Source organism: Angelakisella massiliensis, from assembly GCF_900104675.1.
GTDB classification, from domain to species: Bacteria; Bacillota; Clostridia; order Oscillospirales; family Ruminococcaceae; genus Angelakisella; species Angelakisella massiliensis.
On record NZ_LT629945.1, the window covers coordinates 1,974,123 to 1,999,532 of the forward strand.

Here is a 25,410-nt window from a genome sequence, read left to right on the forward strand (position 1 = left end):
GTTTCCCGCCCGGCTTTTGCGTTTTTCCCAAGGGCCGCCATATACGCAGTAAGGAGTGATACAAATGGCTAAAGCGACCGCAGCAGTCAGGGAAAAAAGGTTCTACCTGGACGTAAAATGGATCATCATTCTTGCTATTGTGGCGTTTTTGGTGGTCTTTGAGGTTTTCCCCATGCTCTATCTGGTGTACCGTGCCTTTATGTCTGAGGGCAGCTTTTCCCTGGAGGCGTTTCGCCGGGTGTACACCTATCCCATTAACTGGAGCGCGCTGAAAAATACCCTGATCACCGGCGGGCTGTCCATGATCTTTGGCGTGATGATCGCTTTCCCCCTGGCCTGGCTGGTGGGACGGACCAATCTGTACGGCAAAAAGTTTTTCCGCACCCTCTTTGTCATGACCTACATGGTACCCCCCTATGTTGGCGCTATGGCGTGGCTGCGTCTGCTCAATCCTTCGGTGGGCAACCTGAATGTATTTCTCAAAAATCTGTTCAATCTGGCGGAGAACCCCTTCAATATCTACAGCGTGGGGGGACTGGTGTGGGTACTTACCTCCTTCTACTATCCCTATGCCTTTATCACCATCTCCCGGGCGATGGAGAAGATGGACCCCTCTCTGGAGGAAGCGTCCAAGATTTCCGGCGCTTCTCCGCTGAAGACGGTGATGACCGTTACCCTGCCCATGATGGCTCCCAGCCTGGTGGCGGCGGCGCTGCTGGTGTTCGTTTCGGCGGCGTCCTGCTATGGCATTCCTTCCATTATCGGCGCACCGGGACAGGTCCATACGGTTACCACCCGAATCATTGAGTTTGTCAATATCGGCAGCCAGGAAGGACTCACCGACGCTACAACATTGGCGGTATTTCTGATGGTGGTGGCCAATCTGGTATTGTATGTATCCACCTTTGTTGTGGGCAAAAAGCAGTACATCACCGTTTCCGGCAAATCTACTCGCCCCAATATCGTGGACCTGGGAAAATGGCGTCTGCCGGTAACGCTGCTGGTAGTGCTGTTCGCCATTATTGTGGTTGTTATCCCCTTTGCCACCGTGGCGCTCACTTCCTTTACTGTCAATATGGGTAAGCCGCTGCTCAGCTTTGAGAACGGCAAACTGATCACCGATAACTTCACCCTCAAGTTCTGGGAACGGATCGCTACCCGAAAAGCCATTCTCAGCTCCGCGAAAAACAGCTTGGTGTTTGCGGTGCTGGCGGCCACCATCGGTATTCTCATCTCCTGTGTCATGTCTTATCTCCTGCAGCGGACCAATGTCCGTGGAAAGAGCATCCCCGATTTTCTCATTACAGTCGGCAGCGGAACGCCCAGCGTGGTCATCGCCCTGGCACTGATTATGACCATGTCCGGCCGGTTCGGTATCAATATTTACAACACCATGTGGATTATGATCATCGCCTATCTGATCAAGTATCTGCTTATGGGTATGAGAACGGTGGTATCGGCCATGAGCCAGATCCATCCCTCCCTGGAGGAGGCGTCTCTCATCTCCGGCGGCAGCTGGCTGAGAAGCTTCAAGGATGTGACCATTCCCCTGATCGCCCCTTCTGTGGTGGCAGGCTGGTTCCTCATCTTTATGCCCTGCTTCTATGAGCTGACCATGTCCACGCTGCTTTACTCCACAGATACCAAGACCCTGGGCTATGAGCTGTTCACTTACCAAACCTACCATAGTCAGCAGACGGCCGCGGCATTGGCCACCGCAATTCTGGTTCTGGTGGTGCTGGCCAACTGGCTGCTGAACAAGCTGACTAAGGGAGAGTTTTCCATTTGACGCTGACAAGGGGGAAAAGATCATGTCTACCATTACCATTAAAAATGTGACCAAAGCCTTTGGAGACGTGGTGGTACTCAAGGAGTTCGACCAGGTATTCCAGGACAAGGAATTCATCACACTGCTGGGACCTTCCGGCTGCGGAAAGACCACCATGCTGCGGATGATCGCCGGTTTTGAAAAACCCACATCAGGCGAAATCAGCATTGACGGCAAAGTAGTCAGCTCCGAAAAAACCTTTGTGCCGCCGGAGCGCCGGGATATCGGTATGGTATTCCAGTCCTATGCCGTCTGGCCCCATATGACGGTCTTTGATAATGTGGCATATCCGCTGAAGATCAAAAAGCTGGATAAGGCCACCATCAAGCAGAAGGTGGAATGGATTCTGGACGCTGTTCATCTGAGCCAATATGCCAACAGAATGCCCAATCAGCTTTCCGGCGGCCAGCAGCAGCGTGTGGCACTGGGGCGTGCGCTGGTGGCGGAACCGAAGTTGCTGCTGCTGGATGAGCCGCTGTCCAACCTGGACGCGAAGCTTCGGGAAAGCATGCGCTTTGAGATCAAGGAAATCCAGAAGAATTTCGGCATCACCGTTGTGTATGTGACCCATGACCAGACCGAGGCTATGGCTATGTCCGACCGGGTCATTGTCATCAACAGAGGCATCATCCAGCAGGTAGGTTCGCCGCTGGAGATCTACCGCCATCCCGCCAACCAGTTTGTGGCGGACTTCGTGGGCAAGATCAACTTTATCAAAGGCCAGGTAAAGGATGGCCGCGTGGAATTGACCGGCCTCGGACAGTCGCTGGCTTATGACGGTCCGCTTACCGGCCAGGTGGTGGTCGCCATCCGTCCTGAGAATATCCGTCTTTCCCTGGAAAAAGGAGAGCTTCACGGCAAGATCCATTCCATGTTCTATCTGGGCGATGTCAACGACTGCCGTATCGATATCAATGGCGAGCAGGTGCGGGTGATTGCCGACAGCCACAGCTATGACGCGCTGTATGGCAACGAGGATGTTTTCCTCCAGGTCCGGGAGTTCCTGGTCTATGAGGATGACGGCAGCGACGATCATACCAAGATTGTGACCTGAGTTTTTGGGGAACACACAGGGAGACTCCCTGTACTTTTGTTTCAAAATCAAAATTGAACAAATGGTGTCTTTTCAACAAAAAAGGGTCCCAAAAGGGCCCTTTTTTACTAAAAAAATCGGACAAACACCTTGATTTTAGGGACAATATAGACAAAAATTTAATAATGGTGTAAAATTAATAAGACAGATAGGAAAGAGACATCTTGAGAAAAAAGAAAGGCGGCCCAGATGAAGGTACTGATCGTGGATGATGAACCCCACATTGTCAATTTGATCCGTATGAACCTGAAACTGGAAGGATATGATACAGTTTGTGCCGATACCGGCGCGGGAGCGGTGGAAGCCTATGGCAATGAACACCCGGACATCGTGCTGCTGGATATTATGCTGCCGGATATGGACGGGTATGATGTGCTGCGCAAAATTCAGGAGATCGATCATTCGGCAGCCGTCATTTTTATCACCGCCAGTGACAAGCGGATTAACAAAATTCTGGGCCTGGAGCTGGGGGCGGATGATTATATCACCAAGCCTTTTGATAATAAGGAGCTGGTGCTGCGGGTCCGTTCCCTTTGGCGGCGCATCAGCCTGACCCGTGGCGAAAATGGTGCCGATGGGGCCGCTGATGGTAAAAAAACAAAAAAAGTGGAAGAGGAGAAAAAACAGTATGGTATCCTGACCCTGGACGCCGCAAGCCGCAGCGTATGGGTGGAACAGCGGCAGGTGACGCTGACCTATCGGGAATTTGACCTGCTGTGCTATCTGGTCAACAACCGCCGCCGGGTATTGGGCAGGGAAGAACTGCTGGAGAATATCTGGGGCTACAGCTATATGGGCAGCAGCCGCTCGGTGGATCTGCTCATTCAGCGTCTGCGCCAAAAGCTGGGGCCGGCGGGAGAGTATATCAGAACATTGTATGGTGTGGGTTACCGTTTTGAGGTGACGGCATGATCCAGAAACAACTTCGCCGCAGAATTATTCAAATGAACTTGTTGTTCCTGCTGCCGGTATTGGCGCTGTGCTGCGCGCTGGCGCTGAGCATTATCGTAACGCTGATGCGTCAGGCCCAGGTGCGCCTGCTGACCAGCGAAAGCTATATGAGCCAGGTCTATCTGATGGACCGTCTGAAATACCAGGGTGACAGCAAGATCCAGCGGGAGCAGCTGCGCTCCTCAGCCAAGATCCTGTGCGGGACGCTGGCGGAGATTTCCAGCCTTCGCATCCAGCTTTATTCCGCTGAGGGTGATCTGCTGGCTGATTCCAATTCCATACAGCAGGTAGATGTGACCGAGGACGTCCACAGTGCGGTGGAGGGGGTTAAAGCCTACCAGTTTTTCAGAGGAGGTCCCGGAAAAGCCTATATTTCCTTTTCCAGCCCGGTCTATACGGAAGACGGGGAGACAGTGGGAGTGATTCGCTATCTCACCGCTCAGGGAGATCTGACGCCGCTGGAACAGGCTTTGCCGCTGCTGGGGATTCTGGTGCTGATGATGGCGGGAATCTGTTACGGATGCAGCTCCCTGCTGGCGGGGATCGTTTCCCAGCCGGTCCAGGGATTGGTGCAGGCCTTTGAGAAGGTGAAGGAAGGCAAGCCCGCGCAGCTGCATCTGGAGGTATTCCGCAAAGAGTTCGCGGAGTTGGAGCAGGCTTTTTCCGCCATGGAGCAGGCCAACCGCTACAATATCCAGCGGCTGGGGGAGGAAAAGGAACGGCAGAATTTGTTTTTTAACAGCGTTACACACCAGCTGAAAACACCGCTGACGTCCATCATCGGTTATTCGGAGATCATCCAGCGGATGAGCCAGGATGAAGATGTGAACATGAGTGCCTGCTATATTCAGCAGGCTGGGCAGCATCTGCTGATGGCGGTGGAAAATATGATCAACATTTCCCGGCTTCAGCGGACGGAGTATGAATTTTCCCCCAGCTGGTTTTCACTGGAGCGGCTTTGTGATGAATGTGCCCAGCTGCTTCATCCCCGTTTGGAGCGCAGCGGTATTGCGCTTCACTGCCGGTGCAGTTCTCTCCAGGTCTATTATGATCGGGAAAAGATTCGGGAAGTGCTGCTGAATCTGTTGGATAATTGCATTGTTCACAGCGGATGCCGGTGTATTTCCATCACCACTGCCACATTGCCGGTGCGGCTGATGATAGAGGATGATGGGGATGGGGTGGATGAGACAGTGATCGCCCATCTGTTTGAGCCTTTCTCCCGTTCCTCCTCAGCGCCATTGGGCGGAAGCGGTTTGGGCCTTTCCATCTGCAAGGAGATCATGGTCGCTCAGGGGGGCGATATTGGCCTGGAATCAGTTTCAGGGGGAGGAACAAAGGTGATCATCTATTTCCAGCGCCAGGATGAACCTCAAAACTGGTATGGGGGCCGGGCTCGGCGTGGCTGCAGCAGTGATGAATAGGAGGCGGCGCATGACATCTATGGAGCGGAGGCGGCTGTGGCTGGCGTTATACGGTGTGGCTATGGTGCTGCTGAGCGGCTGGATCTTATCCCGGCTATTCGCGCCCGGTGAGCTTGTGCGCATCTATGACCGGGAGGAGGTTATGAGGCTTCGGTCTCCCGCTATTTTGACGGAAGTGACAGTGGAAGATGATTGCTGGAGAAATATAAGCATCACAGATCCGGATCTGCTGTTCCAGCTCAATCAGTGGCTGGGGGCAATTCCTTTGGTCCGTGGGGAGTTTCCCGGTGAAGCGCCTGGAAAAATTTCGGGTACATTCTATTTCGCGGATGGCAGCCAGGCCTCTTATGAGGTGGGAAAAGTCCTGACAATGGATGGCGCTGTTTATTACAGCAAAAGGACGGAGGATGAGCTGGAAGAGCTTCATGAGTGTTTGTCCAACCGGCTGTATACCCTGGAAAATCTGGCGACATTTTTTGAGGCGGATCATCAGGTTTATCTCACGGATGGTGTTGAGGGACGGAACCTCTCCCCTGAGGAGATGGGCCTGCTGGAGCTGACCATCCGGCAGGGAGAGCTTGTGGATGATCTGGAAGAGGTGGAACAGGCAGTCAGCGACCGGACCCCCCGGTACACCATTTATGTCCGGGATCTGAAAGGAACGGAACAGGTGGGATTGTGGGTTTATGCCAATGAGGCAACGCAGGTGTATGATGCTTATGGCAACGGACAGCGGCGTCTGCTGTGCTTCAGCAGCCAATTGGTGCCGTTATGTCAGAACCTGCTGGAAATTGGAAGCTGAATGAGCATCCCCGTATCCAAATAGTTCTGTCAATGATGAAGGAAAATGAAAGCGGGTCCACGCGTATCAGCCGGGCCCGCTTTTCTGTTAAAGGTCTTGGTTCACCAGAGGAGCTGCTATCCCTGAAGGGATAAAAACGAAAATGTGTAAATGACAGAATAAAAAATGAAGAGCAGGAAAAATACAGGCGGATTGTGGGCTGCAAGAAAAAGCGATGAGCCACTGAACTGATGCCAAGAACGGCTCAGACAGATTCCGGGGTGCTCATGGGTTCTTTTCAAAATATAAGCCTTGGTTTTGTTTTTTCTGATGACAGGGTGAAATTTATGTGCAAATATGTTATCATAATCGCAAAGTGATTTTTTGTAAGAGAGCGCTGGGAAAATGGCAAAAAAACGCTGATCTTTCATATCCGGCACCTTTGTATCCGGCCGGATATTTTGCCGAAGGTTCCTTGCCTTGACCAATGGGGATAAGACCTGTACATATGTGCTCATAAAGAATCATTGCAGCAAACACTGGAAAGCCCAATTATGATCAGGAAAGGATAAATGCGCCCCAAAAGGGCTGCTGGTAGTGTGGTATGATCAGACAGATGCTATGGCTGTTTTTTTGTTATGGATTTTTAGGATGGGTGCTGGAAACAGTAGCGGCAACCATTAAGCGCAAGCGCTTTGTCAACCGGGGACTATTGGATGGCCCTGTTTGCGCGCTGTATGGTTTTGCGGGAATGCTGCTGACCTTCAGCTTGGCAGAACTGCGGGGCAATTGGCTGTTTCTGTTTTTGGGAAGCGCCATTTATGCCACCGTTTTGGAATGGATCGCAGGACATTTGCTGGAGCGTTCCCGCTATGGAAAATGGTGGGATTATTCCTCGATGCCCTTCCAGCTGGATGGTTATATCTGTCTGCCTTACTCCATTTTGTGGGGCGTATTGGGCTCGGTGTCTGTCCAATGGGGTTCCCCTGTTTTGCTGCGGCTCTATAACATGATTCCTGCCACAGCGGGAAAAATTGTGATCGGTGTACTGGTGGCAGTAACGGCGGTGGATGCGCTGGGCTCTCTGATCGCTCTTTATGGGCGTCCGGGAACGATGCCTGGTCTGGAGCGGATGGACAGCCATATTACAGTGCTCACCGGCAAGCTTCAGAATTGGATCTCCTATACGACCCGCCGCCGTATGGAAAAGTTTTACCAGCCGGTGGAGAAAAAACGGGAAAAGGTTACTTCCGCGGTTTTTGCTCAGGGAGCGGGATTTTATAAGATCTTTCTGCTGTTTTTTATCGGAGCTTTTTTGGGAGATATTACCGAAACGATCTTCTGCAGACTGACAGCAGGGGTCTGGATGAGCCGAAGCAGTGTGGTATGGGGGCCTTTCAGCCTGGTATGGGGGATCGCTCTGGGCGCCGCAACGGCTTTGCTGTATAAATACAAGGATCGTTCTGACCGGTTCCTGTTTTTAGTGGGTACTTTTCTGGGCGGAGCGTATGAATATCTGTGCAGCGTTTTTACCGAGATCTGCTTTGGCGCCGTGTTTTGGGACTACAGCAAAATTCCTTTCAATCTGGGTGGACGAATCAATCTGCTGTACTGTTTCTTTTGGGGAATTGCGGCTGTGGTCTGGATGAAGGGGCTTTACCCCCATTTCTCCAAGTGGATCGAAAAGATTCCCATGAAACCTGGAAAAGTGATTACCTGGCTGCTGGTGGTTTTCATGGCGGCCAATGTTTCCGTAAGCGCCATGGCGCTGGCCCGGTATGATCAGAGAAGCAGTGGTATTGCGGCGGAGGCATCCTGGCAGCAATATATGGATGAGCATTATGGAGACGAAGTGATCGCACGGATCTATCCCAATGCCATCCGTACCGCAGAGGATAGCCAGAGCGGAAGCTGATGAAAGTCCTCTCTGGGGGATATAAAAGTACATAAAAAGAGCGTTCCCTGTGCCGGCTGATGTCGGTACAGGGAACGTTTTTTGCACAGGATTGCTGTTCAGCACTTTACTGATAGAGCTCAGTTTCTGTTACACATTCATTTTTGATTCTGCCCACCAGGTATTGGAGGGCGTCTACCACTCTGGGGCGGATATCGCCGCCAATGAGAACATACATGATATCGTCGCCTACCTGGAGCTGACCCTCATTGAGCCAGACCTTGATGTAGTACACCCCGTCCATTTTATAGGTATCCGCGATAACAGCGTCTACCTTGGCCTGATCATAGGAAAAGATCATACCGGTAACAGGGCTGGTATCAGCGGCTCCCTGACGAACGGCAGCCTTGGCGGTTTGACGAACAATTCCATTGTGGGTCAGATACATTCCCACCTTGGATGCACTTTCATGGTTTTTCGCTTCCTTGAGCCACTGGTCGATGGATGGGAGCGGCTTCTTGGCGTTCATTACAATTCCCCCGATATGTTTAAGATAGGCGTTTCCTTTGGAACTGGTTCCTTTACCTATGCAGTTCAGCCGATAAAGAAACTTTAAATGGAAAACAGGATGCTTTTTATCCCTTGATGTGCGCCTGCGGGGGAATGAGATATCCCCCTGGAAGTGTGTCAAAGCGCCTTGACACGTTTCTTCATTATACCAGATACCATACTAAAAATCCAGAAGCATCATATATGCGGTGTATCCGGCCATGAGAGTGCTGATCAGATTTCTTTCAGCAGCATTTTGCGAATACGCAGGAAGGTCATACGGTTGCGTACACAGGGAGCATATTCCAGCAGTTTGGGCAGCAGCTCTTCCGGCACTTCCAGATCAGCAAGAGTTTTTTTAGCGCCTATGTCGGCATACAGGGAGAACAGCTCTTCCTCGCTGGGGATCTCCCGGATGACAGAACGGATCTCCGGCCAGGCAGCCTCCACTTTGGAAGGAGTGATTTCGGTCATGGAATCGGGAGTGTTTTCAGCAAGGATACTGGGGCAAAGCTGCTCACCAAAAAAGGCGCTGACATAGTCTGCGGTAAGGGGCCGATAGGGATGCAGCATCGGCCCGATCTCCTCTATTTTTTCCAAACGATGGTATTCAGCGGCAACTTTGATGCAGCCAACGCCTACTTTTTCACCATGAAGGGCATGGGAGACAGCCCCTAGTCCCACCGGCTCCATTTCCAGCAGATGGGAGATATGGTGCTCTGCGCCGGAAGCAGGACGGGAGTTACCCATCATCTGCATTGCCAGGCCGGAAAGAAGAAGCCCATAGGTCAGCTGCTCATAAGCATGAGGGTCCTTGTCCTTCAGTTGTCTGGCGCAGCCCAGCACAGCATGGACTGCCTGCCGTGTCATGTCCTCAATCACCGGGCAGAAATATTCTCCCGCAAGGACATGGGCGATTTTCCAATCCGCCAAAGCGGTGTATTTTCCAATGATATCTCCCACCCCGGACAGAGTCAGACGGAAAGGAGCCTCCTGAATCACATCCAGATCAGCCAGAACCAAAACGGGCGCAATACCAGGCAGGGTTTTTTTGAAGCCTTCCCAGGTCATGGCGCAAACGGTAGAACAAAATCCATCCACGCTGGCCGCAGTAGGACAAGCAACAAACGAAAGCCCCAGCTTTTTGGAGCAATAGCGGGTGATATCGTGAATGGTTCCACTGCCAACCGCAACCAATACCCGGATTTCATTGCTCAACTGAGAAAGCACCTGGGCAGTGGCTTTTTCATCCGCGTGAAGTCCTTTGGCATCCAAAATGATCTCCTGCTGGACAGAGGGACGATTCAGCCCTTTGGCGTAATAAGTATTCGTGTCATAGATGGCAGCCCTCGGGCCCTCCAAACCGCATTTCTCCAGCCAGCTGTCAAAATCCTTCAGGCAGCTGGATTCGATCACCACCATACGGGTGAGCATCTGATGTTCTTTTCCGCAGCAGCAGGGACCGCTGTATTTTTTACTGTCGATGATCATTGCCGGAACCTCCTGTTCTGTTTCTGGCTGTTGGAACCTGATATCGAAAAATGAGGCTTTCTGTCTCAAACATCTTATTTATACAGTCAGAACAACATCTTTAGTGTAGCACAAACAAGACTGTTGGTACAAGGGAAAAACAAAAAAGACGGCAACTGCAGGCTGTGTGCTCCAAAGGGGAGTCAGCAGGAACCATTAAAATATAATTTCCGGCGCATTCCAGGGAGAAAAGACGGAACTTTTCCATTTTGCTTCTGTGCGCAATGCATTCCAAGTGAAAAAAGGCAATCCATTTTAACAAAAGAAGGATTTTTTTCATGGAGGGGAGCGGGACGGTGCGGAACCAGGAATACTGGATACCCTAAAAGCAATCCCCCAAGGTCCTTTTGTGATTGGAATTCAAAAAGACCTTGGGGGACCACTTTTCTGCGTTTGAGAGTATGAGAGATTGAATCAGAAGAAAGCGATTATGAATTTGTTTGGTGAATCGGGAGAAACAGAGAGAAGTTAAATCATCCCCACGACCAGAGCGAACACCATCATGAGGATACTGATTCCCCACAGCCACTTAAAGGAGAACTTAATATGGTCTTTCAGCTCTACTCCGGCAAGGCCCATGGCCAGGAAGGTAGTGGGAACGCAGGGGCTGACAGCCAGCGCTACATTATCACCAATCAGCATGGCGTGAGCAACCTGTACGGGGGTAATGCCAAAGCGTTCCACGGTTCCTGCAATGATGGGAAGCACACCGTAATAATAAGGGTCAGGTCCCATGATCATACCGATGGGAGCGCCCAAAATGCTGACGATAATGTGGAGATACTGCTGGAGCGATTCGGGAAGGAGGGCGATGAGGAAATTGGTCATGGCCTCAATCATGCCGGAATTGGAGAAAACACCCAAGAAAACACCGGCACCGATCAGAGTGACCACCAGGCCGATGCAGCCGGGAGCGTGCGCCTGGATCCGCTGCTGCTGAACTTTGATGTCAGGATAGTTTACCATCAAAGCAATCAGCATGCCAAACATAAATACGACATAAGATGGGAAGATGTTTACCACCAGCAAAACGATGACAGCAATGGTCAGCAGCAGGTTGAACCAAAGGAGTTTTGGACGCTTGAGGGATTCGTCTACAGTACCGCCATAGCAGCCAGTGCTGCTGGCGTTGACGGTCACTTCAGAGAGGGAACCGCTTCCGCCGGTGGTTCCCAGTACAGCAATTCGCTTTTGTTCCACAAAACCAAAGAATACCGCCAGCGCAAGAGTAATGACCAATCCGAAAATCTGCATGGGGATCATGGCGATCCACAGATCATTGGCATCCACGCCAATGGCAGTAGCGGCACGGATGGTGGGGCCTCCCCAGGGTACCAGGTTCATGACACCGGTAGCGGCGCTGACCAAAAGCAGCAAAACCGTAGGACGCAGATTGAGCCGCTTGAAGATGGGAAGCATAACAGGGATGGTGATGAGGTAAGTGGAGGCGGTGGCGCCGTCCATATGACCGATAATGGCAATAACAGTAGTGGCCACCATGATCATAATTACGTTGGTTCCGGCAACCTTCAGCAGTCCGTCCACCAACTTATCAAACAGTCCTGCATCGTTCATAACGCCAAAGAAAATGATGGAGAAGACAAACAGAATAGCGTTGCTCCAGGTGGTGCCGATACCTGTTTTTACAAACTCCGCAATCTCTTCCACCGAAAAGCCAGCGAGAAAAGCGCCGATAATGGGCAGAAAAACAAAACATACTGCCGGCAGTGCCTTTTCCCGGAGTATCATGTACATCATGACAATAATAATACCAAATCCTATTGCCGCTAGCATAAACCCACACTCCTCTTTATTTGTTTTTAAACAGCGGATCGTTCCGCAACATCAACCAGAAGTTCGTCCAAGGCAGCCTGCCAACCAGCTTTATTTTCAACCATAATGGTGTGTCCACCGGGGATGGGGCGAAGTTTTGCGTGGGGAATACTGTCCATAATCATTTGCGCGTGAGCCAAGGTACGGGTTTTATCATCAATGCCGTGAGCGATCACCACAGGGCAATCAACCCGCCTCAGAGGTTCCCGCAAGTCCAGCTGTCGGAGAGATTTGGAAAGATCATGGGCTGCCTGACACTGGATGGTATTGATATACTCCTCCAGCCTCAGCCGCAGAAAAGGAGGGACCGGTCTGCTGAAACACCGGTCAATAAAACTGTTCCGAAAATCCTGATCATTCCACTGTTCCAGAATACGCTGAGGAAGATTTACATCCCCATGGCCTATGGTACAGGGACCGGTATTGGACAGTAAGAGCCCTTTTACCTTCTCCGGCGCTTGACAGGCGGCAGCCATGGCAATCACGCCGCCGGCGGAATATCCCACCAGTACCAATGGTCCCAGCTGGTGCTCGTCATAATACTCCAAAATCGATGAGGCAATGCTCATAGCGTCATATGGACCGGGGGAATGATAAAAATCTACTTTGCCCGCGCAGAAGCTCTCCGGAACCTCCATTTGATCGTATACACATGGATCAATCATGGAGCCTGCAATGCAAAGAACAGTAGGTCTTCCAGGTGCAATTTCTCCAATGACCCGTAATTCCGATGCCATTTTATCCATCACAATCCTTTCGTTTGGCTTGCCTATACTGTATCACGCAGTTGGAATGTTGTAAAATGCATACAGATCATATTTTATATGTTTTAGACGTATACAATTGCCGGTATTTCTGCTACAATCAAACCAGGAGGAGGGGAGAGAAATGCACCTGAAAGAAGCAGAATATGTGCTGGCCATAGAACGTCACCGCACCATTTATCGGGCAGCAGAGGAGCTTGGTATTACCCAGCCATCTTTGAGCCGGTTCCTTCAGGGGTTGGAACAGGAACTGGGAGTGAAGTTGTTTGAAAGATCCGGCAAGCGGTTAGTGCTGACTTATGCCGGTAAGCAGTATATCCAGCTGGCCAGGCAGATGATCCAGCTGAATCAGCGCCTGGAAGATACGATGCTGGATATTGCCCAGCAAGGAGGCGGAAATATCTCTGTTGGTGTCACGCCTGCCCGGGGCCGTTATGTACTGCCTAATGTTCTTCCAGCCCTGCGGGAGAAATACCCCGGATGCCATATTCAGGTGATGGAATCGGGAACGCCCCAGTTGGAACAAGCGCTGAGAGAAGGCATCGTGGATTTGGTGGTTTTTACTGTCTCCGGACCATATTCACAGGAATTCCGGCATGAATATGTCTCCACAGAGGAGGTAGTGCTCTGCATGGAAAAAGACTCCCCTTATATAAAGCGGGGAGTCTGGAGACGTGGATATCGTTTTCCTTGGATCGACCTTAAAGAGCTGGAACATGAACTGTTTATTCTGGTTTCAAGTGCTATGCGTACCGGGCAGGTGGCTGCTCAGATGCTGGCAGACGCAGGAATCCACCCTGAAATGATGTCGGTGACCAATGTGGAAACAGCGATTTCCATGGCCGCCCAAGGGATGGGAGTTTGTTTTTGCACCGATATGTGTTCCCGCTTTTTTGAAACGCGATTTGCGCCTGTCTACCTTTCCACCGGGAAGCATCCGGTAAATTGGGATTTTGTAGTGGCAACCCGGCGGGAAGGAGCTCCTACAAAAATTGCTGAAGAGTTTATTAGAATCACTAAAGAAGTCTTTGGGAATTCGTGATAAGTGATGGGTTCAGTGTGGAAATAAGGTGTGCCTATTTTGTGAAAGTGAGCAAAGATGTAGAAACGAACATCTTTTGTATATTTTATCTGACCTCAGACAAATAAAGAAATGATGACAGGCCGCTCCACATCAGAAAAAATCAACAAGAACCCGGACAGATGCTGCACACCATACGTCTATTCGGACTTTTGTGTGAATCAATGGAGATGGGGGGAGAAAGGGACGGATCAGGCAAGAAAAATATTTCCCCAAAATCATTTTTTAGATAATCTGAACGCTCAGGTTCCAAAGTAAAAGCGATGGGTATGATGAAATTTTACATAACCTGTCCCCGACCGTAGTAAGCGGACGTGCCATGCTTGTCCAAAAGTTGGCGGAACTGAAAGCCCCGGTGATTATCACCTCCGACTGTCATGTGGCGGATCAGTTGGATTTCCAGTTTGACAGAGCGGTGGAGCTTCTCCGGGAGCTGGGCTTCAAAAGCGTTTTGCGCCTTCAGGGAAAAGGGCCTTTGTTTGAGGAGTGTCCTTTGGATTAAAAAATTCTTGTGGCCCATCATATTTCTGAAAACGCATTAAAGAAAAAATGCTATTTACACGAAAATCCCCTTGCATATAAATGATCTATATGCAAGGGGATTCAGATTTTATAATTCATCCTGCGACCATAAGAATACAACTCAAAACCGAAGATATTTGAAGCAACTTTGAAAATATTTGAAATTTTGTTTGTATGTCTTAGATGCCTAACAATATCCGAATTTGTTTTTATAATGGATAAGAAGATTGTCTTGGATACTAAAATGTTGGTTAACGATTCAGCATAGATTTAAATTAAAGTCGGCGAATATTGCAGAAGTGACTTTTTGAGAATAAGAGATAGTTATGTTGCTTTGGACGAACATTTTTTGGCAGATTCAAAGTAGAAATGTGAAAAGATGAACCATAGACCTTGCGAAAATTATCAACGAAGGATTTTATGTTGACAGAAATTCAAAGTTAAGATAGGATAAAATTAGTTAAAATATCTCCATTTTTTTCAGTGTGTTCCAGTGTGGAATTGTCAGCGTTGTTGTATTTAAGGTTTCTATGACATATATTCAGGCGTGGAGGAGCGTAAAATGGCTGCGACGATAAAAGATGTTTGTAGAGTAACCGGCCTTTCTCAGGGAACAGTATCAAAATATTTGAACAACAAACCGGTTAGTCAAAAGAATTGTGAGAAGATTCGTGCAGCTATTGAAGAACTAGGATATCAGGTCAACAGTATTGCTCGTGGTTTACGCACCAATAGTGCCCACACAATAGGAATTTTGATACCGGATATGGGAAATATACTTTCTACAGCTATTATTGAAACGGTAGAAAGTATGCTTACTATGCAGCAATATAGCTCAATTATTTGTTTTCATCATTCAGATCCATCACTGGAACTGGAGAAGTTGGAATTTTTAATGTCCAGGCAGGTGGATGGTCTTATTATTATGCCTAGTGAGAAATCACAACGGGATGGTTTCGAGCGTTTGGTGGAGACAAGCCATCGAGGACTTCCAATAATTATTTTTAATGCAATCATTCCGGGACTAAATTGTGATACGGTGATGATCGATAATTATCAAGCAACCTATACCGCTGTAAAGCAGGCGTTTTCAGCGGGACATCATAATATTGGACTGGTTGTGGCTTCTCCTGATACACAGCCAACACTTGAAAGGATCAAAGGCTATGAGCAGGCGTATCTTGATGAAGGTTTAACCATCAACAAAAATTATATTCAGGTTTGTAAGACCCCTGGAAAAACGGCCAGTTACAATGCCTGTTTAGATTTTTTCCTTCGATACAAAAAAGTTACAGCTGTAATTGCTACAGGCTATCGTACAGTGTTGGGCTGTAAAAAAGCTATTGATGATATGTTGCTAAAGGAAAATCGAAATATTCTTTTGATCGGATTTGACTGTGGAGATATTGCGGATATTCTTTCCCCCAAAATTTCTTATGTTCATTTTCCCTCAAAGGTGGTTGCCAAAAATATTGTGATGCTACTTATGAAAAGGATTAATGAGGAGGCAGCGAGTGAACCCTGCCACCTAAATATTCCTACTACCTATGTTGCCAATGACAAAATCTTAGAGGAATAAGAAAATGCAAGTTTTGAACAAAGATTTAGATATATAGAGCTTTTTACAAATCTGATTTAAAGATTATGTACAATAATACAAAATAACTATTTTTTACTTTGATTATTAAAAAAAACTATTGATATTATGCGAATTAAGTGGTTTAATAAAGATAGCAAAAGAGAGTTTGCAAAAAATGAAACGTTATACCTTAAAATGTAAGAGAAAGGATTTGACTATGAAGCTGGTTTTACTGGGGGATCTTCATTACCCCACTTTGGAGAGCAGCGATGCCGAAGGAATTCAAATACGAAACACTTTATTTCAAACATTATTTCAATGTTTGGCAGAGGAAAAAGCCGATGCTTATATTTGTGTGGGAGATTTAACAAATTCAGGAACATTACAGGACCTGAAAAATTTGATAGATTTGTCAGAGCTACTGAATTCACCATTTTATTTTGTTATGGGAAACCATGATACCTATGGATGCAGCAAGGAGGATTTTATAAAAATATCTCAGAAAAAACGGTATTATGCTGTTGATATGCCGCAAGCAAACCTTTATTTTGTTGATACGACTCTTGAAAGCAGAGTAGATGACTGGATCGGTATCATGGATGATGAGGAATATCTATGGTTACAGGAGAAAGTAAGAAAGTCAACAAAACCGATTTTTATTATTGCCCATCATCCGGTCAGCAATACTACAAGGCGTTCCGACGAAAGAAAACTCCAGTTGCATGAAAATATGTGGGACATTTTGAACCAAAAGCCAAAGGGTATTTACATTAATGGACATAATCATCTTCATTCCATTGTAAAACAAAGAGGATGGTTGTTCATACAAACTGGGGATTTCTTAAGCCATCTTGACTATAGAATACTGTGCTTTGATGGACACAGAGGTACCATTGAGACAAAATCTTTGAAGGATCGATTGGTAGGAGTGGATCAGCTTACTCAAAAAATGAAACGTTATACTAAGTATTCTGACCTTTCCTATCCCAATGAAGATTTAAACTGTGAATTTATACTTGAATAAAAGGGGCGGTGTAATTTTGAAAGGCGGAAAGAAAAAAAGAAAAATTTTACCCTATTTCTTAGTTGCCCCATCTATTGTGTTCTTTCTGGTATTTTACATTTATCCGATTCTTTACAATATGTATCTCAGCTTTTTTGAGTGGAATCTCATTAGTCCCACAAAGGATTTTGTAGGCTTTCAAAATTTTAAGTCTTTATTTAGCAGTGATGAATTTTTGGAAGTTATCTCAAATTCTTTGATTTATATGGGTACTGTTGTATTCTTTACAGTCATTATAGCGTTGCTGCTTGCAGTGTGGCTGAACAAAAACAGCTTCATTCATACGATGATACAAGGATTAGTGTTTAGTCCTTATATTATCTCTTTTGTTTCGGTATCTTTTGTATGGATGTGGCTGATGGATGTTGACTATGGGTTGCTCAATTATTTTTTAGGATTACTGGGATTTGAGAAATGCCAGTGGATCAACCACCCAGATACAGCGCTTTTGTCCATCATTTTAGTGGGAATATGGAAATTGGTCGGATATGATACTTTGGTCATTATAGGGGGATTGCAAAGCATTCCCAAAAGCATTTATGAATCAGTCGCTATGGATGCCAGACCGAGTTGGAAAACGTTTTTGCAAATCACAGTTCCAATGGTTTCACCCACGCTTTTCTTTTTGGTGATTGTCAATCTCATTACTTCTGCTAAGGTGTTTGAAACAATTGCTATTATGACAAAGGGTGGCCCATTAAACTCCACCAATACCTTGGTTTATTACATTTATAAAGTGGCTTTTGACTATTTCGAAATTGGTTCTGCTTCCGCCGCAGGTGTAGTTTTATTTGTGATTCTAGCTATTATTACATTCTTTTACTTCAAGATTCTGAGCAATAAGGTGAATTATGCTAGTGACTAAATGGATTGGAGTACAAATATGTATAAAAAAAATAAGTCAGTAAAAATTCTGCTGCGGATACTCAATGGTGTTGCAATGGTTATTGTAGGCATTATTTTCTGTTTGCCGTTTGTATGGATGATATTGACCGCTTTTAAATCGTTGGGGGACACCATTCTGATCCCACCTAAATGGATTCTGGACGAACTGCATTGGGAGAACTTTGCGGCAGCATGGCAGTCGGGTCCATTTCTTCACTATATCTGGAATAGTATAGTGAGTACAGTGGGGATCTTGGTGTTGCAATTTTTGGTGGCGATTCCTGCGGCATATGCTTATGCCAGGTGCAGTTTTTATGGAAAAAATCTGCTTTTTGGCCTTACGATGATAACAATGATGATTCCAAGTCAGCTTATTTTTCTTCCGATCTATTTGCTAATGAGCCAATGGGGATTGCTAAATACCTATGGAGCATTGATTTTGCCTTTTGCAGGCAGCGCTTTCACCATTTTTCTGTTAAGGCAGTCGTTTATGCAGATTCCTCAGGAGATTGTGGACGCTGCTCGAATCGACAGTGCCAGCGAATTTCAAATTATAACAAAAATTATGGTGCCGTTAGCAAAATCATCAATGGTAACAGCAGGATTATTCAGTTTTATCAGTCATTGGAACGATTATTTTTGGCCGCTGATTATGACCACAAATGATACGGTAAGGACTTTACCTATTGGAATTGCAAAGCTTCGGGAAGTCGAGGGAGGTGTTGCATGGAATGTTCTGATGGCAGGCAATGTAATTTTGGTCATTCCAATATTGATTCTTTTCTTTGTAGCGCAACGTCAAATCATTAAGGCATTTGTCTATTCCAGTAAATAATTTAAAGAGAAAGGAAGATTTGTATGTTTAAGCGTGTTTTGGCTATCATTTTGGCAAGTTCCGTGCTGCTTGCAGCGACAGCTTGCGGATCATCCACAGCGCAGACGGAGACAGAAGGGGATCAGTCATCTGCTCCTTCTAGAGGGAATGAACCGATTATCATCGAGTTTTGGTATGCTTTTGGAGGTACTGTTGAGGAGAATACAAATCGTTTGGTGGAAGAATTCAATGCTTCCCAAGATGAAATCATTGTGAAAGCGGAATATCAAGGAGGCAGCTACAATGACCTCCATACAAAAGTCCAGTCCGCTTTTGCGGCGAAAAATCCTCCAGCAGTTACGCTTAATGAAATTACTGTTATCAAGAATTTTGCGGAAAATGGTATGACACAGCCGCTGGATCCCTATATGGAGCAAGACAATTTTGACTTGGATGATTTTATTCCTGGTTTGTTGTCCAATACGCAAGTAGACGGAAAAACCTACGGATTACCTTATCTACGCAGTACGCCGCTTATATATTATAATGCTACCTTGTTTGAAAAGGCTGGTTTGGGGAAGGATGCACCCAAAACCATGGACGAACTGCTGGAGTTTTCCAGAAAATTGACCCAAGGAGAAGTAATTGGACTGTCTACTCCAATTACTACATGGACTTACGAGGCATTGGTAGATTCCTATGGCGGCAGACTGTTAAATGAAGAGGAGACTGAAGCGGTTTTCAATTCTCCCAAGGCCATGAAAGCGATGGAACTTTATCAGCAGGGGATCAGAGAAAACGTTTTTAAAAACACCACAGGTGGAGACGCAACCAGTCAGGCAAAGCTGGAATTTCAAAATCAAAGAAGTGCTATGATTTTAGGTTCCACGGCGGATTTGGCTTATTATGTACAAATTGCAAAAGAAAATGGTTTTGAGCTTGGTGCTGGCTTCATTCCCAATGGTGGAGAAGGTTCTGTGCCGACAGGAGGAGCAAACTTGGTAATGGTCAATGGAATCACAGAGGAACAGGCTTATGCTGCATGGGAATTTATGAAATTTGTAACTTCCAAGGAACAGACAATAAAATCCAGCATTGCAACCGGCTATCTGCCTGCCAGAATCAGTGCCAAGGGTGATACAGTGATGCAGGATTTCTATAAAGAACAGCCACTGTTCCGTGTCGCTGTAGACCAATTGGAAACTGCGATCCCCAGACCAATGGCAGAAAATTTTCCCAAAGTCAACTCGTTACTTTTAGATGCGCTGACAGAATGTTTGATTGATCCGTCTGCAGATGCGCAGGCAATTATGGATGCGGCGGTGGAGGAATCCGATGCGCTCCTGGCACAATAGAGGCGATGTGTAGTCAATGTATCTAAATTTGATGCATTTATAAAATTCCTGAGACATCATAAAAAATATGTATCTGTAATTTTTTTCTTTCAGAAGTTGGGATGGGTAAGCCTGAATTCCAGTTAAAAAATGATTTAAACGAATCTTTTAATAATTTAAGGCTCAGATGAATGCGGCATATAGTGTTCATCTGAGTCTTTTGTTAAGTAAAATGTTATTGATAGTTAGCTGAATTTGCCTATATGCCGAAAGGCCCGCAGAAATGCGGGCCTTTTTCATTTTGCAAAGGAGGACAAGACTATGGGAATTCTTGATGCGTTCGCCGCTGAAGACCGCGTGGACGTGAAGTTCTCGACTTTCTATGAACTGGTGAAGGGTTGTGCCGAACGCGAGTTCATCACCAACGGGCTAAAGCACAAAATCCCTCACGCGCACATTCTGGCAATGCTTGGCGAGCTGCCTGAGCCGGAAGTCGCGGCAGATGCTCAGAAGGAGGCTGTGAGCAATGGAAACAATTGAATTTGATAAGCAGCCCATCGAGAAGGCGCTTGAAGATTGGGGCGCTGAGATTACCGGTATCAATACCCTGCTCGGCTGCTGTGAGCTGCTGGCAGGTTTGGCTGAGGAAGCCACAGAGCTGGCGCAGGCTGCGCTGAAGATGCGCCGGACGCTCGACAAGAGCAACCCGACGCCGATGACCACCGGCGATGCGTCCCGCAATCTGAATGAGGAGTTCGCCGATGTCCTGCTCTGCGCGGCAGTCCTCGGCTTTGACCGTGATGAGGTCGCTCGCATCATCCGGGAGAAAGCTGCTCGGTGGAGCACCAGATTGGAGGAGGGCTGCGATAATGTTTGAGTATCTGCCGGAACGTCCGCTTGAACCGCCCGAAGAAAAGCCCATCGCCTACTGTGATTACTGCGGCGGCGAGATTTACGAGGGCGAGACCGTGTACAACATCGACGGGCAGCTCATCCACGAAGACTGCTTGCACGACTTCGCCGATGACTACTTCAAAGACTGCAAAGAGGAGGCTGTGAGTTATGCAGAGGCGTATTGCTGACATCAAGAAGGACATCTCCGCCCACTCTGCCCGGTCCGCTTGGGACAAGGGCGTCAAGGGCTACGCGGTTGAGATGTTCGATGACTACGTAGACCGGTTGCACATCACCGATGATTCGGTCCGCATCGGGAAGGTTGCAGAGACCGACCTGCTGAACGGCGCTCGGGACTGGGAGCAGTACAGCTACGGCGGCTGCGCGGAGGTCTACGACGGTGACATCTGCGAGCGGCTCTGCACTGAATCCCAGAAGAAGAAAACCCGCGACGGCGAGCTGCCCCTGATGGGCGAGGATTGGTTGACCGTTCAGGCCCGCGCTCTACGGCAAGCAGCACGGATTGTCATGCGCTATGCGAACAGGAGGGATTGAGATGTCGGTAGCGTATCAACCGCTAACCCACCCGCGTGTGGCAGAGTTCGCTCGGAAGTTCAGGTTCCCCGGCTGGTATATTGACAGTACCGGCTGTTACGGATGTCTGCTCGGGAAGTATTGGATCGCAGTCTTCGTGAATGATTGTGATGAATCGCTTGACATCACGGTAGACACCGTTGACGAGACCGGTTACTTTGACAAGAATCTCGAATGGGAAACCGCAGAGAGCGATGATGAGCTGGCGTTGACTGCCACGCGGTTTGTGGCTAAGTATGCGATGAAAAGCTGAAAGGAGAAAGACAGATGATTGTTGAACGGCAGTATGTGAATCCGATGGAGATGACGTTCATCGGGAAGGACGGTTCGATGGGGCTGCGGCACGGCAAGACCTACCGCGTGTTGATGTTCTGCGCGGAGGGCCACATCTGGGTGAGCTGGAATGATAGTGATGACCGTATGAAGGTCTGCCCGTACACCTCGCTGAATACCCTGTACGCCAACTGGAAAACTCCCGCCCCTATCGTCGCCTATGTGTGGCTGATCCTTACCGCCTGCTTTCTGATCCTGCCGCTGGGGGCTACCGGTATTTACTCCTTTACCAAGAGCTGGACCGGCATCCTCCCCTCCAGCTGGACCCTGGATTACTATGAACAGGTGTTCAGCGACGCCAAGTTCTGGCCCGCCATGGCCCGAGGCCTCATCATCAGCATCGCCCCCATCATTTTGAGCGGCATCGTGGTGATTCTGGCTCTCTATACAGCGATTTTGTATGACCCCCGGCTGGAAAAATATATCCAGAGCCTGTGCATGCTTCCCTATACCCTCAAAGGGGTCATCCTGGCCATTTCGGTGCTGTCTCTGTATGCGGGCAGCCATACCATTTTCAGCAACCGGATCGTGATGCTGACCTGTGTCTATTCCATCATCATCCTCCCTCGTATAATAAGTTTGAAAGTTAATAATTCAGATATCAGCAGGCTTAGAGATGCCCGTGATACAATAGCTGTAGGACAGCAGGGTCAAGTTCTCTACCTCCTGGTTGAGCCGTAGGGCTGCTTCAAAATAAGTCAGTTTCCCTGAGCCGGAAGTTAGCTGCAAACTCATTGGCTGTTTGCCAGAGTGTGGGTCGCCCTTTCAGCAGTGAGGGATATCGCATTGGTCTGCTCTGGAATGATTCTGATACGCGAGGTTGCGGATGCTCCGGTTATCATGGGTATCTCCAAGCCTGCTGGCCTGAAATCTCCATGCGGGGAGGTGAAAATCGTGAACCCATTATTCGTTGGCATTGATGTGAGCAGCAGGAGCAATGTCGCCTACCTGATGAAGCCGGATGGAAGCAAGCACAGTAGCGTTTCTGTGCAGAACAATCTTGGTGGTGCTAAAATGTTGTCAGAGAGAATTGTGTCGGCACTCAGCTCCATGCGGCTCAGTGATGTGGTGATTGGCCTGGAAGCCACCTCTATCTACGGGAACAACCTTGTGTATGCCCTCCGGGAGGATGGCAGCCTGAGCCGGTTCCAGCGGAAGATCCATGTCCTCAATCCCAAGCAAGTCAAAAAATTCAAGGAAGCCTATCCAGATCTGCCCAAAAATGACTTTGTGGATGCCTTTGTGATTGCCGACCATCTCCGTTTTGGCAGAATCGCCAAGGAGGTCTATATGGACGACTATCGCTACCAGGCTCTCAGAACCCTCACCAGAGCCAGATTTGATGTCATTCAGAATCTGACACGGGAGAAGCAGAGGTTTGCCAACTACTTATTCCTAAAATGCTCTGGTATTGCTCAGGAGAAAGACATTCAAAACACCAGCGCCACTACCATTGCTCTCATGGAGCATTTTGAAACTGTGGATGATCTGGCAAATACTGATCTGGATGAACTGACCGACTTTATTGCTCAAGCAGGCCGGGGCAGATTTGTCGATCCAGATGCCACTGCCAGAGCAGTACGGGCTGCGGCCAAAGGCTCTTACCGTCTGCCCAAGACAGTGAACGACACCGTGAACCAGGCAATGTCTGTTTCCATCGCCTCTATGCGGGCACTGAAGGAACAGGTTAAGGTTCTGGACAAAGCCATTGAACAACAGTTTGAAATTATCCCAAACACTCTAACTTCCATCCCTGGCATTGGTAAGGTTTACTCCGCCGGTATTATTGCTGAAATTGGTGATATCCACCGTTTCGATTCCCAAGCCTCTGTCGCCAAGTTTGCCGGCCTTGTCTGGACACAGCACCAGTCCGGTGAATTTGAAGCGGAGCACTCCCGAATGATTAAATCCGGCAACCGCTATCTCCGCTACTACCTGCTGGAAGCTGCCAACTCTGTGAGAAGATGCGACTCCGAGTTCCGGCGTTACTATGACCTCAAATTCAAAGAGGTCAACAAGTACCAGCATAAACGCGCACTCGCTTTAACTGCCAGAAAACTGGTTCGGTTGGTCTTTCGGCTGCTGAAAGACAACCGCCTGTATATCCCATCGGAGGGCTAAGCGTACCGCTTTCCACTCTGATGTCCAAGCCCTGTTTCAAATTTTCTTAGGGGCAGGGCTTTGGTTGGTGTTGCCTTTTGGCTGCTCACATAGCTCTCCTATGGCGTTTTCTTCTGTTGTTTCCGTGAATCACCCTCTTGACTTAATACCATTGGACTTATGTGTATCAGGGAATCCGCAACAACATGGACGCCATCAACATCCCCCAGCTCATTGAAGCGGCGGAGATTCTGGGAGCGGGAAAGCTGTACGCCTTCGTGCGGATCATCGTGCCCAATATGCTGTCGGGCATCATGGTTTCCTCCCTGCTGGCCATGTCCGTGGTTTTCAGCGACTATGTGGTGGTCAAGATCATCGCCGGCAGCAAATACATCACCGGCCAGCAGTTGCTGTACGCCGCCAGAAATCAGGCCGGACAGTATTCCAGCGTCATTGTGCTGATTATGTTTGGAACCACGCTGCTGGTTTCCGCGCTGGCCTATGGCATCCAGAACCGTACCAAGAAAAACGGGGTGAAAAAATAAGTTATGGCATATATTTTATTTGAAAAGGTCAACAAATATTTTGGCTCCAATCATGTCCTGCGGGATATTCAGCTGGAGGTGGAGCAGGGGGAGCTGGTCACGCTGCTGGGACCCTCCGGATGCGGAAAAAGCACACTGCTCCGCTGCCTGGCGGGGCTGGAGGAAGTGAGCAGCGGAAAGATCTACCTGGACCAGAAGGACATTACCCATGTGCCGGTAAAGGACCGTGGGATCGGGATGGTTTTTCAGCAGTACAGCCTTTTTCCCAATCTGACCGTGGCTCAGAATGTGGCTTTTGGTTTGCAGATTCAGCGGATGAACAAAACCGTCATCAGCCAGAAGGTCAAAAATGTATTGGAAATTGTGGGCCTGGCGGACAAGACGGATTGCTATCCCCACCAGCTCAGCGGCGGCCAGCAGCAGCGTGTGGCACTGGCCAGAGCGATTGTGATGGAGCCCAAGGTGCTGCTGCTGGATGAACCCCTGAGCGCCATTGACGCCCTGCTGCGCCGCAACCTCCAGATCGAGATCCGCCGCATTCAGCAGGAGCTGAAAATTACCACTCTTTTTGTTACCCATGACCAGGACGAAGCTATGGTGATGAGCGATCACATCCATCTGTTCAATGTGGGCAGGATCGAGCAGTCCGGCACGCCTGTGGAGCTGTATACCAAACCCAGCACCGGTTTCGCGGCCAATTTCATCGGCCATTACAATATCCTGGACGCCGAAGCCTTCCAGCGCCTGACAGGCAGCAAGGTGGACTGCGAGCATGTGGCGTTCCGCCCGGAAGTGATGGAGCTCAATCATCCCGAAAGCGGGGAGGATGTATACCAGTTCCAGGGGGAAGTGGAGACCAGCTTGCCCCACGGCAGCATCCTGCGGTATACTGTGGTGAAAGATTCTCAGGCTGTGGACGTGGACGTCCTGTTCCGTTCCGGAGAGCCCCTGCCTCAGGGAGAAAAGGTGACCGTTACGCTTCCCCGGAAACATTGTGTGTTCTTGTAAAGGATGATGGG

27 protein-coding genes are annotated in these 25,410 nt (G+C 48.4%); 22 read left to right on the top strand and 5 right to left on the bottom strand.

Annotated elements, in window-relative coordinates; translation table 11 throughout:
• Nucleotides 1–64: 64 nt before the first annotated feature.
• The 5 genes from BQ5383_RS14690 to BQ5383_RS14710 all read left to right on the top strand — a co-directional run bounded on the left by BQ5383_RS14690 (nt 65) and on the right by BQ5383_RS14710 (nt 6,098).
• Nucleotides 65–1,789, top strand: coding sequence for an ABC transporter permease (locus BQ5383_RS14690; RefSeq protein ID WP_071433174.1), 1,725 nt, complete (start codon nt 65–67; stop codon nt 1,787–1,789).
• A gap of 22 nt (nt 1,790–1,811) precedes the next feature.
• Nucleotides 1,812–2,882: an ABC transporter ATP-binding protein gene (locus BQ5383_RS14695; RefSeq protein WP_071433176.1), complete on the top strand. Its 1,071-nt coding sequence runs from the start codon at nt 1,812–1,814 to the stop codon at nt 2,880–2,882.
• 228 nt (nt 2,883–3,110) lie between these two features.
• Entirely contained in the window at nt 3,111–3,833 is a 723-nt protein-coding gene (locus tag BQ5383_RS14700; RefSeq protein WP_071433178.1) for a response regulator transcription factor, read from the top strand.
• The gene (locus tag BQ5383_RS14705; RefSeq protein WP_071433180.1) at nt 3,830–5,296 is read left to right on the top strand and encodes a sensor histidine kinase; all 1,467 of its coding nucleotides are present in this window, start codon (nt 3,830–3,832) and stop codon (nt 5,294–5,296) included. Before BQ5383_RS14700 ends, BQ5383_RS14705 begins: the two co-directional genes overlap by 4 nt.
• 10 nt (nt 5,297–5,306) lie before the next feature.
• A complete protein-coding gene (locus tag BQ5383_RS14710; protein WP_071433182.1) occupies nt 5,307–6,098 on the top strand; it encodes a DUF3919 family protein in 792 nt (263 codons plus the stop codon).
• A gap of 116 nt (nt 6,099–6,214) precedes the next feature.
• Here the strand turns inward: BQ5383_RS14710 and BQ5383_RS14715 are convergent, their stop codons facing one another.
• Nucleotides 6,215–6,508, bottom strand: coding sequence for a hypothetical protein (locus BQ5383_RS14715; protein ID WP_071433184.1), 294 nt, complete (start codon nt 6,506–6,508; stop codon nt 6,215–6,217).
• Between the two features lie 173 nt (nt 6,509–6,681).
• On the opposite strand from BQ5383_RS14715, the gene BQ5383_RS14720 reads away from it, so the two are divergent.
• Nucleotides 6,682–7,992, top strand: coding sequence for a putative ABC transporter permease (locus tag BQ5383_RS14720; protein WP_071433186.1), 1,311 nt, complete (start codon nt 6,682–6,684; stop codon nt 7,990–7,992).
• A 106-nt stretch (nt 7,993–8,098) separates the two neighbouring features.
• On the opposite strand, the gene BQ5383_RS14725 is transcribed toward BQ5383_RS14720, so the two are convergent.
• The 4 genes from BQ5383_RS14725 to BQ5383_RS14740 form a co-directional block, all read right to left on the bottom strand.
• Nucleotides 8,099–8,500: a molybdenum cofactor biosynthesis protein MoaE gene (locus BQ5383_RS14725; protein ID WP_071433188.1), complete on the bottom strand. Its 402-nt coding sequence runs from the start codon at nt 8,498–8,500 to the stop codon at nt 8,099–8,101.
• Between the two features lie 254 nt (nt 8,501–8,754).
• Nucleotides 8,755–10,011 (bottom strand): sn-glycerol-1-phosphate dehydrogenase, encoded by a 1,257-nt coding sequence (locus tag BQ5383_RS14730; protein WP_071433190.1) that lies wholly within the window; start codon nt 10,009–10,011, stop codon nt 8,755–8,757.
• Between the two features lie 507 nt (nt 10,012–10,518).
• Entirely contained in the window at nt 10,519–11,844 is a 1,326-nt protein-coding gene (locus BQ5383_RS14735; RefSeq protein WP_071433192.1) for a CitMHS family transporter, read from the bottom strand.
• A gap of 26 nt (nt 11,845–11,870) precedes the next feature.
• Nucleotides 11,871–12,620: an alpha/beta fold hydrolase gene (locus BQ5383_RS14740; RefSeq protein ID WP_076944517.1), complete on the bottom strand. Its 750-nt coding sequence runs from the start codon at nt 12,618–12,620 to the stop codon at nt 11,871–11,873.
• A 151-nt stretch (nt 12,621–12,771) separates the two neighbouring features.
• Here BQ5383_RS14740 and BQ5383_RS14745 point away from each other — a divergent pair, with 151 nt between their 5' ends.
• The 16 genes from BQ5383_RS14745 to BQ5383_RS14820 all read left to right on the top strand — a co-directional run bounded on the left by BQ5383_RS14745 (nt 12,772) and on the right by BQ5383_RS14820 (nt 25,399).
• Nucleotides 12,772–13,689 (top strand): LysR family transcriptional regulator, encoded by a 918-nt coding sequence (locus BQ5383_RS14745; RefSeq protein WP_071433196.1) that lies wholly within the window; start codon nt 12,772–12,774, stop codon nt 13,687–13,689.
• 358 nt (nt 13,690–14,047) lie between these two features.
• A complete protein-coding gene (locus BQ5383_RS14750; protein ID WP_071433198.1) occupies nt 14,048–14,230 on the top strand; it encodes a hypothetical protein in 183 nt (60 codons plus the stop codon).
• 582 nt (nt 14,231–14,812) lie between these two features.
• Nucleotides 14,813–15,829 carry a LacI family DNA-binding transcriptional regulator gene (locus BQ5383_RS14755; RefSeq protein WP_071433200.1) on the top strand — a complete coding sequence of 339 codons (1,017 nt, stop codon included), beginning with the start codon at nt 14,813–14,815 and terminating at the stop codon, nt 15,827–15,829.
• A 175-nt stretch (nt 15,830–16,004) separates the two neighbouring features.
• Nucleotides 16,005–16,853 carry a metallophosphoesterase family protein gene (locus BQ5383_RS14760; RefSeq protein WP_071433202.1) on the top strand — a complete coding sequence of 283 codons (849 nt, stop codon included), beginning with the start codon at nt 16,005–16,007 and terminating at the stop codon, nt 16,851–16,853.
• 16 nt (nt 16,854–16,869) lie between these two features.
• Nucleotides 16,870–17,757 (top strand): carbohydrate ABC transporter permease, encoded by an 888-nt coding sequence (locus tag BQ5383_RS14765; RefSeq protein ID WP_071433204.1) that lies wholly within the window; start codon nt 16,870–16,872, stop codon nt 17,755–17,757.
• 18 nt (nt 17,758–17,775) lie between these two features.
• Nucleotides 17,776–18,612 (top strand): carbohydrate ABC transporter permease, encoded by an 837-nt coding sequence (locus tag BQ5383_RS14770; RefSeq protein ID WP_071435153.1) that lies wholly within the window; start codon nt 17,776–17,778, stop codon nt 18,610–18,612.
• Between the two features lie 23 nt (nt 18,613–18,635).
• Nucleotides 18,636–19,946 carry an ABC transporter substrate-binding protein gene (locus BQ5383_RS14775; protein WP_071433206.1) on the top strand — a complete coding sequence of 437 codons (1,311 nt, stop codon included), beginning with the start codon at nt 18,636–18,638 and terminating at the stop codon, nt 19,944–19,946.
• A gap of 300 nt (nt 19,947–20,246) precedes the next feature.
• A complete protein-coding gene (locus BQ5383_RS14780) occupies nt 20,247–20,465 on the top strand; it encodes a hypothetical protein (RefSeq protein ID WP_071433208.1) in 219 nt (72 codons plus the stop codon).
• The gene (locus BQ5383_RS14785; RefSeq protein ID WP_071433210.1) at nt 20,452–20,802 is read left to right on the top strand and encodes a nucleoside triphosphate pyrophosphohydrolase family protein; all 351 of its coding nucleotides are present in this window, start codon (nt 20,452–20,454) and stop codon (nt 20,800–20,802) included. Before BQ5383_RS14780 ends, BQ5383_RS14785 begins: the two co-directional genes overlap by 14 nt.
• Nucleotides 20,795–21,007: a hypothetical protein gene (locus BQ5383_RS14790; protein ID WP_071433212.1), complete on the top strand. Its 213-nt coding sequence runs from the start codon at nt 20,795–20,797 to the stop codon at nt 21,005–21,007. The genes BQ5383_RS14785 and BQ5383_RS14790 overlap by 8 nt, the downstream gene beginning before the upstream one ends.
• Nucleotides 20,988–21,374, top strand: coding sequence for a hypothetical protein (locus tag BQ5383_RS14795; RefSeq protein ID WP_071433214.1), 387 nt, complete (start codon nt 20,988–20,990; stop codon nt 21,372–21,374). Before BQ5383_RS14790 ends, BQ5383_RS14795 begins: the two co-directional genes overlap by 20 nt.
• A 1-nt stretch (nt 21,375) precedes the next feature.
• A complete protein-coding gene (locus BQ5383_RS14800; RefSeq protein WP_071433216.1) occupies nt 21,376–21,666 on the top strand; it encodes a hypothetical protein in 291 nt (96 codons plus the stop codon).
• A 14-nt stretch (nt 21,667–21,680) separates the two neighbouring features.
• The gene (locus tag BQ5383_RS14805) at nt 21,681–22,427 is read left to right on the top strand and encodes an ABC transporter permease (RefSeq protein WP_071433218.1); all 747 of its coding nucleotides are present in this window, start codon (nt 21,681–21,683) and stop codon (nt 22,425–22,427) included.
• 213 nt (nt 22,428–22,640) lie between these two features.
• Nucleotides 22,641–23,867, top strand: a complete 1,227-nt coding sequence (locus tag BQ5383_RS14810; protein WP_071435155.1) for an IS110 family RNA-guided transposase — start codon at nt 22,641–22,643, stop codon at nt 23,865–23,867.
• 161 nt (nt 23,868–24,028) lie between these two features.
• A complete protein-coding gene (locus BQ5383_RS14815; protein WP_268874633.1) occupies nt 24,029–24,391 on the top strand; it encodes an ABC transporter permease in 363 nt (120 codons plus the stop codon).
• Nucleotides 24,392–24,394: 3 nt separating this feature from the next.
• Complete coding sequence (locus BQ5383_RS14820) at nt 24,395–25,399, top strand: ABC transporter ATP-binding protein (protein WP_071433222.1); 1,005 nt, start codon at nt 24,395–24,397, stop codon at nt 25,397–25,399.
• Nucleotides 25,400–25,410: the final 11 nt, after the last annotated feature.

What these genes read in the sequence shown, in the direction of transcription:
- BQ5383_RS14780 (WP_071433208.1), top strand. Translation starts at nt 20,247, where the DNA reads ATGGGAATTCTTGATGCGTTCGCCGCTGAAGACCGCGTGGACGTGAAG.
- BQ5383_RS14690 (WP_071433174.1), top strand. Translation starts at nt 65, where the DNA reads ATGGCTAAAGCGACCGCAGCAGTCAGGGAAAAAAGGTTCTACCTGGAC.
- BQ5383_RS14760 (WP_071433202.1), top strand. Translation starts at nt 16,005, where the DNA reads ATGAAACGTTATACCTTAAAATGTAAGAGAAAGGATTTGACTATGAAG.
- BQ5383_RS14800 (WP_071433216.1), top strand. Translation starts at nt 21,376, where the DNA reads ATGTCGGTAGCGTATCAACCGCTAACCCACCCGCGTGTGGCAGAGTTC.
- BQ5383_RS14720 (WP_071433186.1), top strand. Translation starts at nt 6,682, where the DNA reads ATGATCAGACAGATGCTATGGCTGTTTTTTTGTTATGGATTTTTAGGA.
- BQ5383_RS14775 (WP_071433206.1), top strand. Translation starts at nt 18,636, where the DNA reads ATGTTTAAGCGTGTTTTGGCTATCATTTTGGCAAGTTCCGTGCTGCTT.
- BQ5383_RS14705 (WP_071433180.1), top strand. Translation starts at nt 3,830, where the DNA reads ATGATCCAGAAACAACTTCGCCGCAGAATTATTCAAATGAACTTGTTG.
- BQ5383_RS14820 (WP_071433222.1), top strand. Translation starts at nt 24,395, where the DNA reads ATGGCATATATTTTATTTGAAAAGGTCAACAAATATTTTGGCTCCAAT.
- BQ5383_RS14790 (WP_071433212.1), top strand. Translation starts at nt 20,795, where the DNA reads ATGTTTGAGTATCTGCCGGAACGTCCGCTTGAACCGCCCGAAGAAAAG.
- BQ5383_RS14715 (WP_071433184.1), bottom strand. Translation starts at nt 6,508, where the DNA reads ATGAAAGATCAGCGTTTTTTTGCCATTTTCCCAGCGCTCTCTTACAAA.
- BQ5383_RS14795 (WP_071433214.1), top strand. Translation starts at nt 20,988, where the DNA reads ATGCAGAGGCGTATTGCTGACATCAAGAAGGACATCTCCGCCCACTCT.
- BQ5383_RS14710 (WP_071433182.1), top strand. Translation starts at nt 5,307, where the DNA reads ATGACATCTATGGAGCGGAGGCGGCTGTGGCTGGCGTTATACGGTGTG.
- BQ5383_RS14745 (WP_071433196.1), top strand. Translation starts at nt 12,772, where the DNA reads ATGCACCTGAAAGAAGCAGAATATGTGCTGGCCATAGAACGTCACCGC.
- BQ5383_RS14735 (WP_071433192.1), bottom strand. Translation starts at nt 11,844, where the DNA reads ATGCTAGCGGCAATAGGATTTGGTATTATTATTGTCATGATGTACATG.
- BQ5383_RS14750 (WP_071433198.1), top strand. Translation starts at nt 14,048, where the DNA reads ATGCTTGTCCAAAAGTTGGCGGAACTGAAAGCCCCGGTGATTATCACC.
- BQ5383_RS14725 (WP_071433188.1), bottom strand. Translation starts at nt 8,500, where the DNA reads ATGAACGCCAAGAAGCCGCTCCCATCCATCGACCAGTGGCTCAAGGAA.
- BQ5383_RS14740 (WP_076944517.1), bottom strand. Translation starts at nt 12,620, where the DNA reads ATGGCATCGGAATTACGGGTCATTGGAGAAATTGCACCTGGAAGACCT.
- BQ5383_RS14700 (WP_071433178.1), top strand. Translation starts at nt 3,111, where the DNA reads ATGAAGGTACTGATCGTGGATGATGAACCCCACATTGTCAATTTGATC.
- BQ5383_RS14785 (WP_071433210.1), top strand. Translation starts at nt 20,452, where the DNA reads ATGGAAACAATTGAATTTGATAAGCAGCCCATCGAGAAGGCGCTTGAA.
- BQ5383_RS14805 (WP_071433218.1), top strand. Translation starts at nt 21,681, where the DNA reads ATGATTGTTGAACGGCAGTATGTGAATCCGATGGAGATGACGTTCATC.
- BQ5383_RS14730 (WP_071433190.1), bottom strand. Translation starts at nt 10,011, where the DNA reads ATGATCATCGACAGTAAAAAATACAGCGGTCCCTGCTGCTGCGGAAAA.
- BQ5383_RS14755 (WP_071433200.1), top strand. Translation starts at nt 14,813, where the DNA reads ATGGCTGCGACGATAAAAGATGTTTGTAGAGTAACCGGCCTTTCTCAG.
- BQ5383_RS14695 (WP_071433176.1), top strand. Translation starts at nt 1,812, where the DNA reads ATGTCTACCATTACCATTAAAAATGTGACCAAAGCCTTTGGAGACGTG.
- BQ5383_RS14770 (WP_071435153.1), top strand. Translation starts at nt 17,776, where the DNA reads ATGTATAAAAAAAATAAGTCAGTAAAAATTCTGCTGCGGATACTCAAT.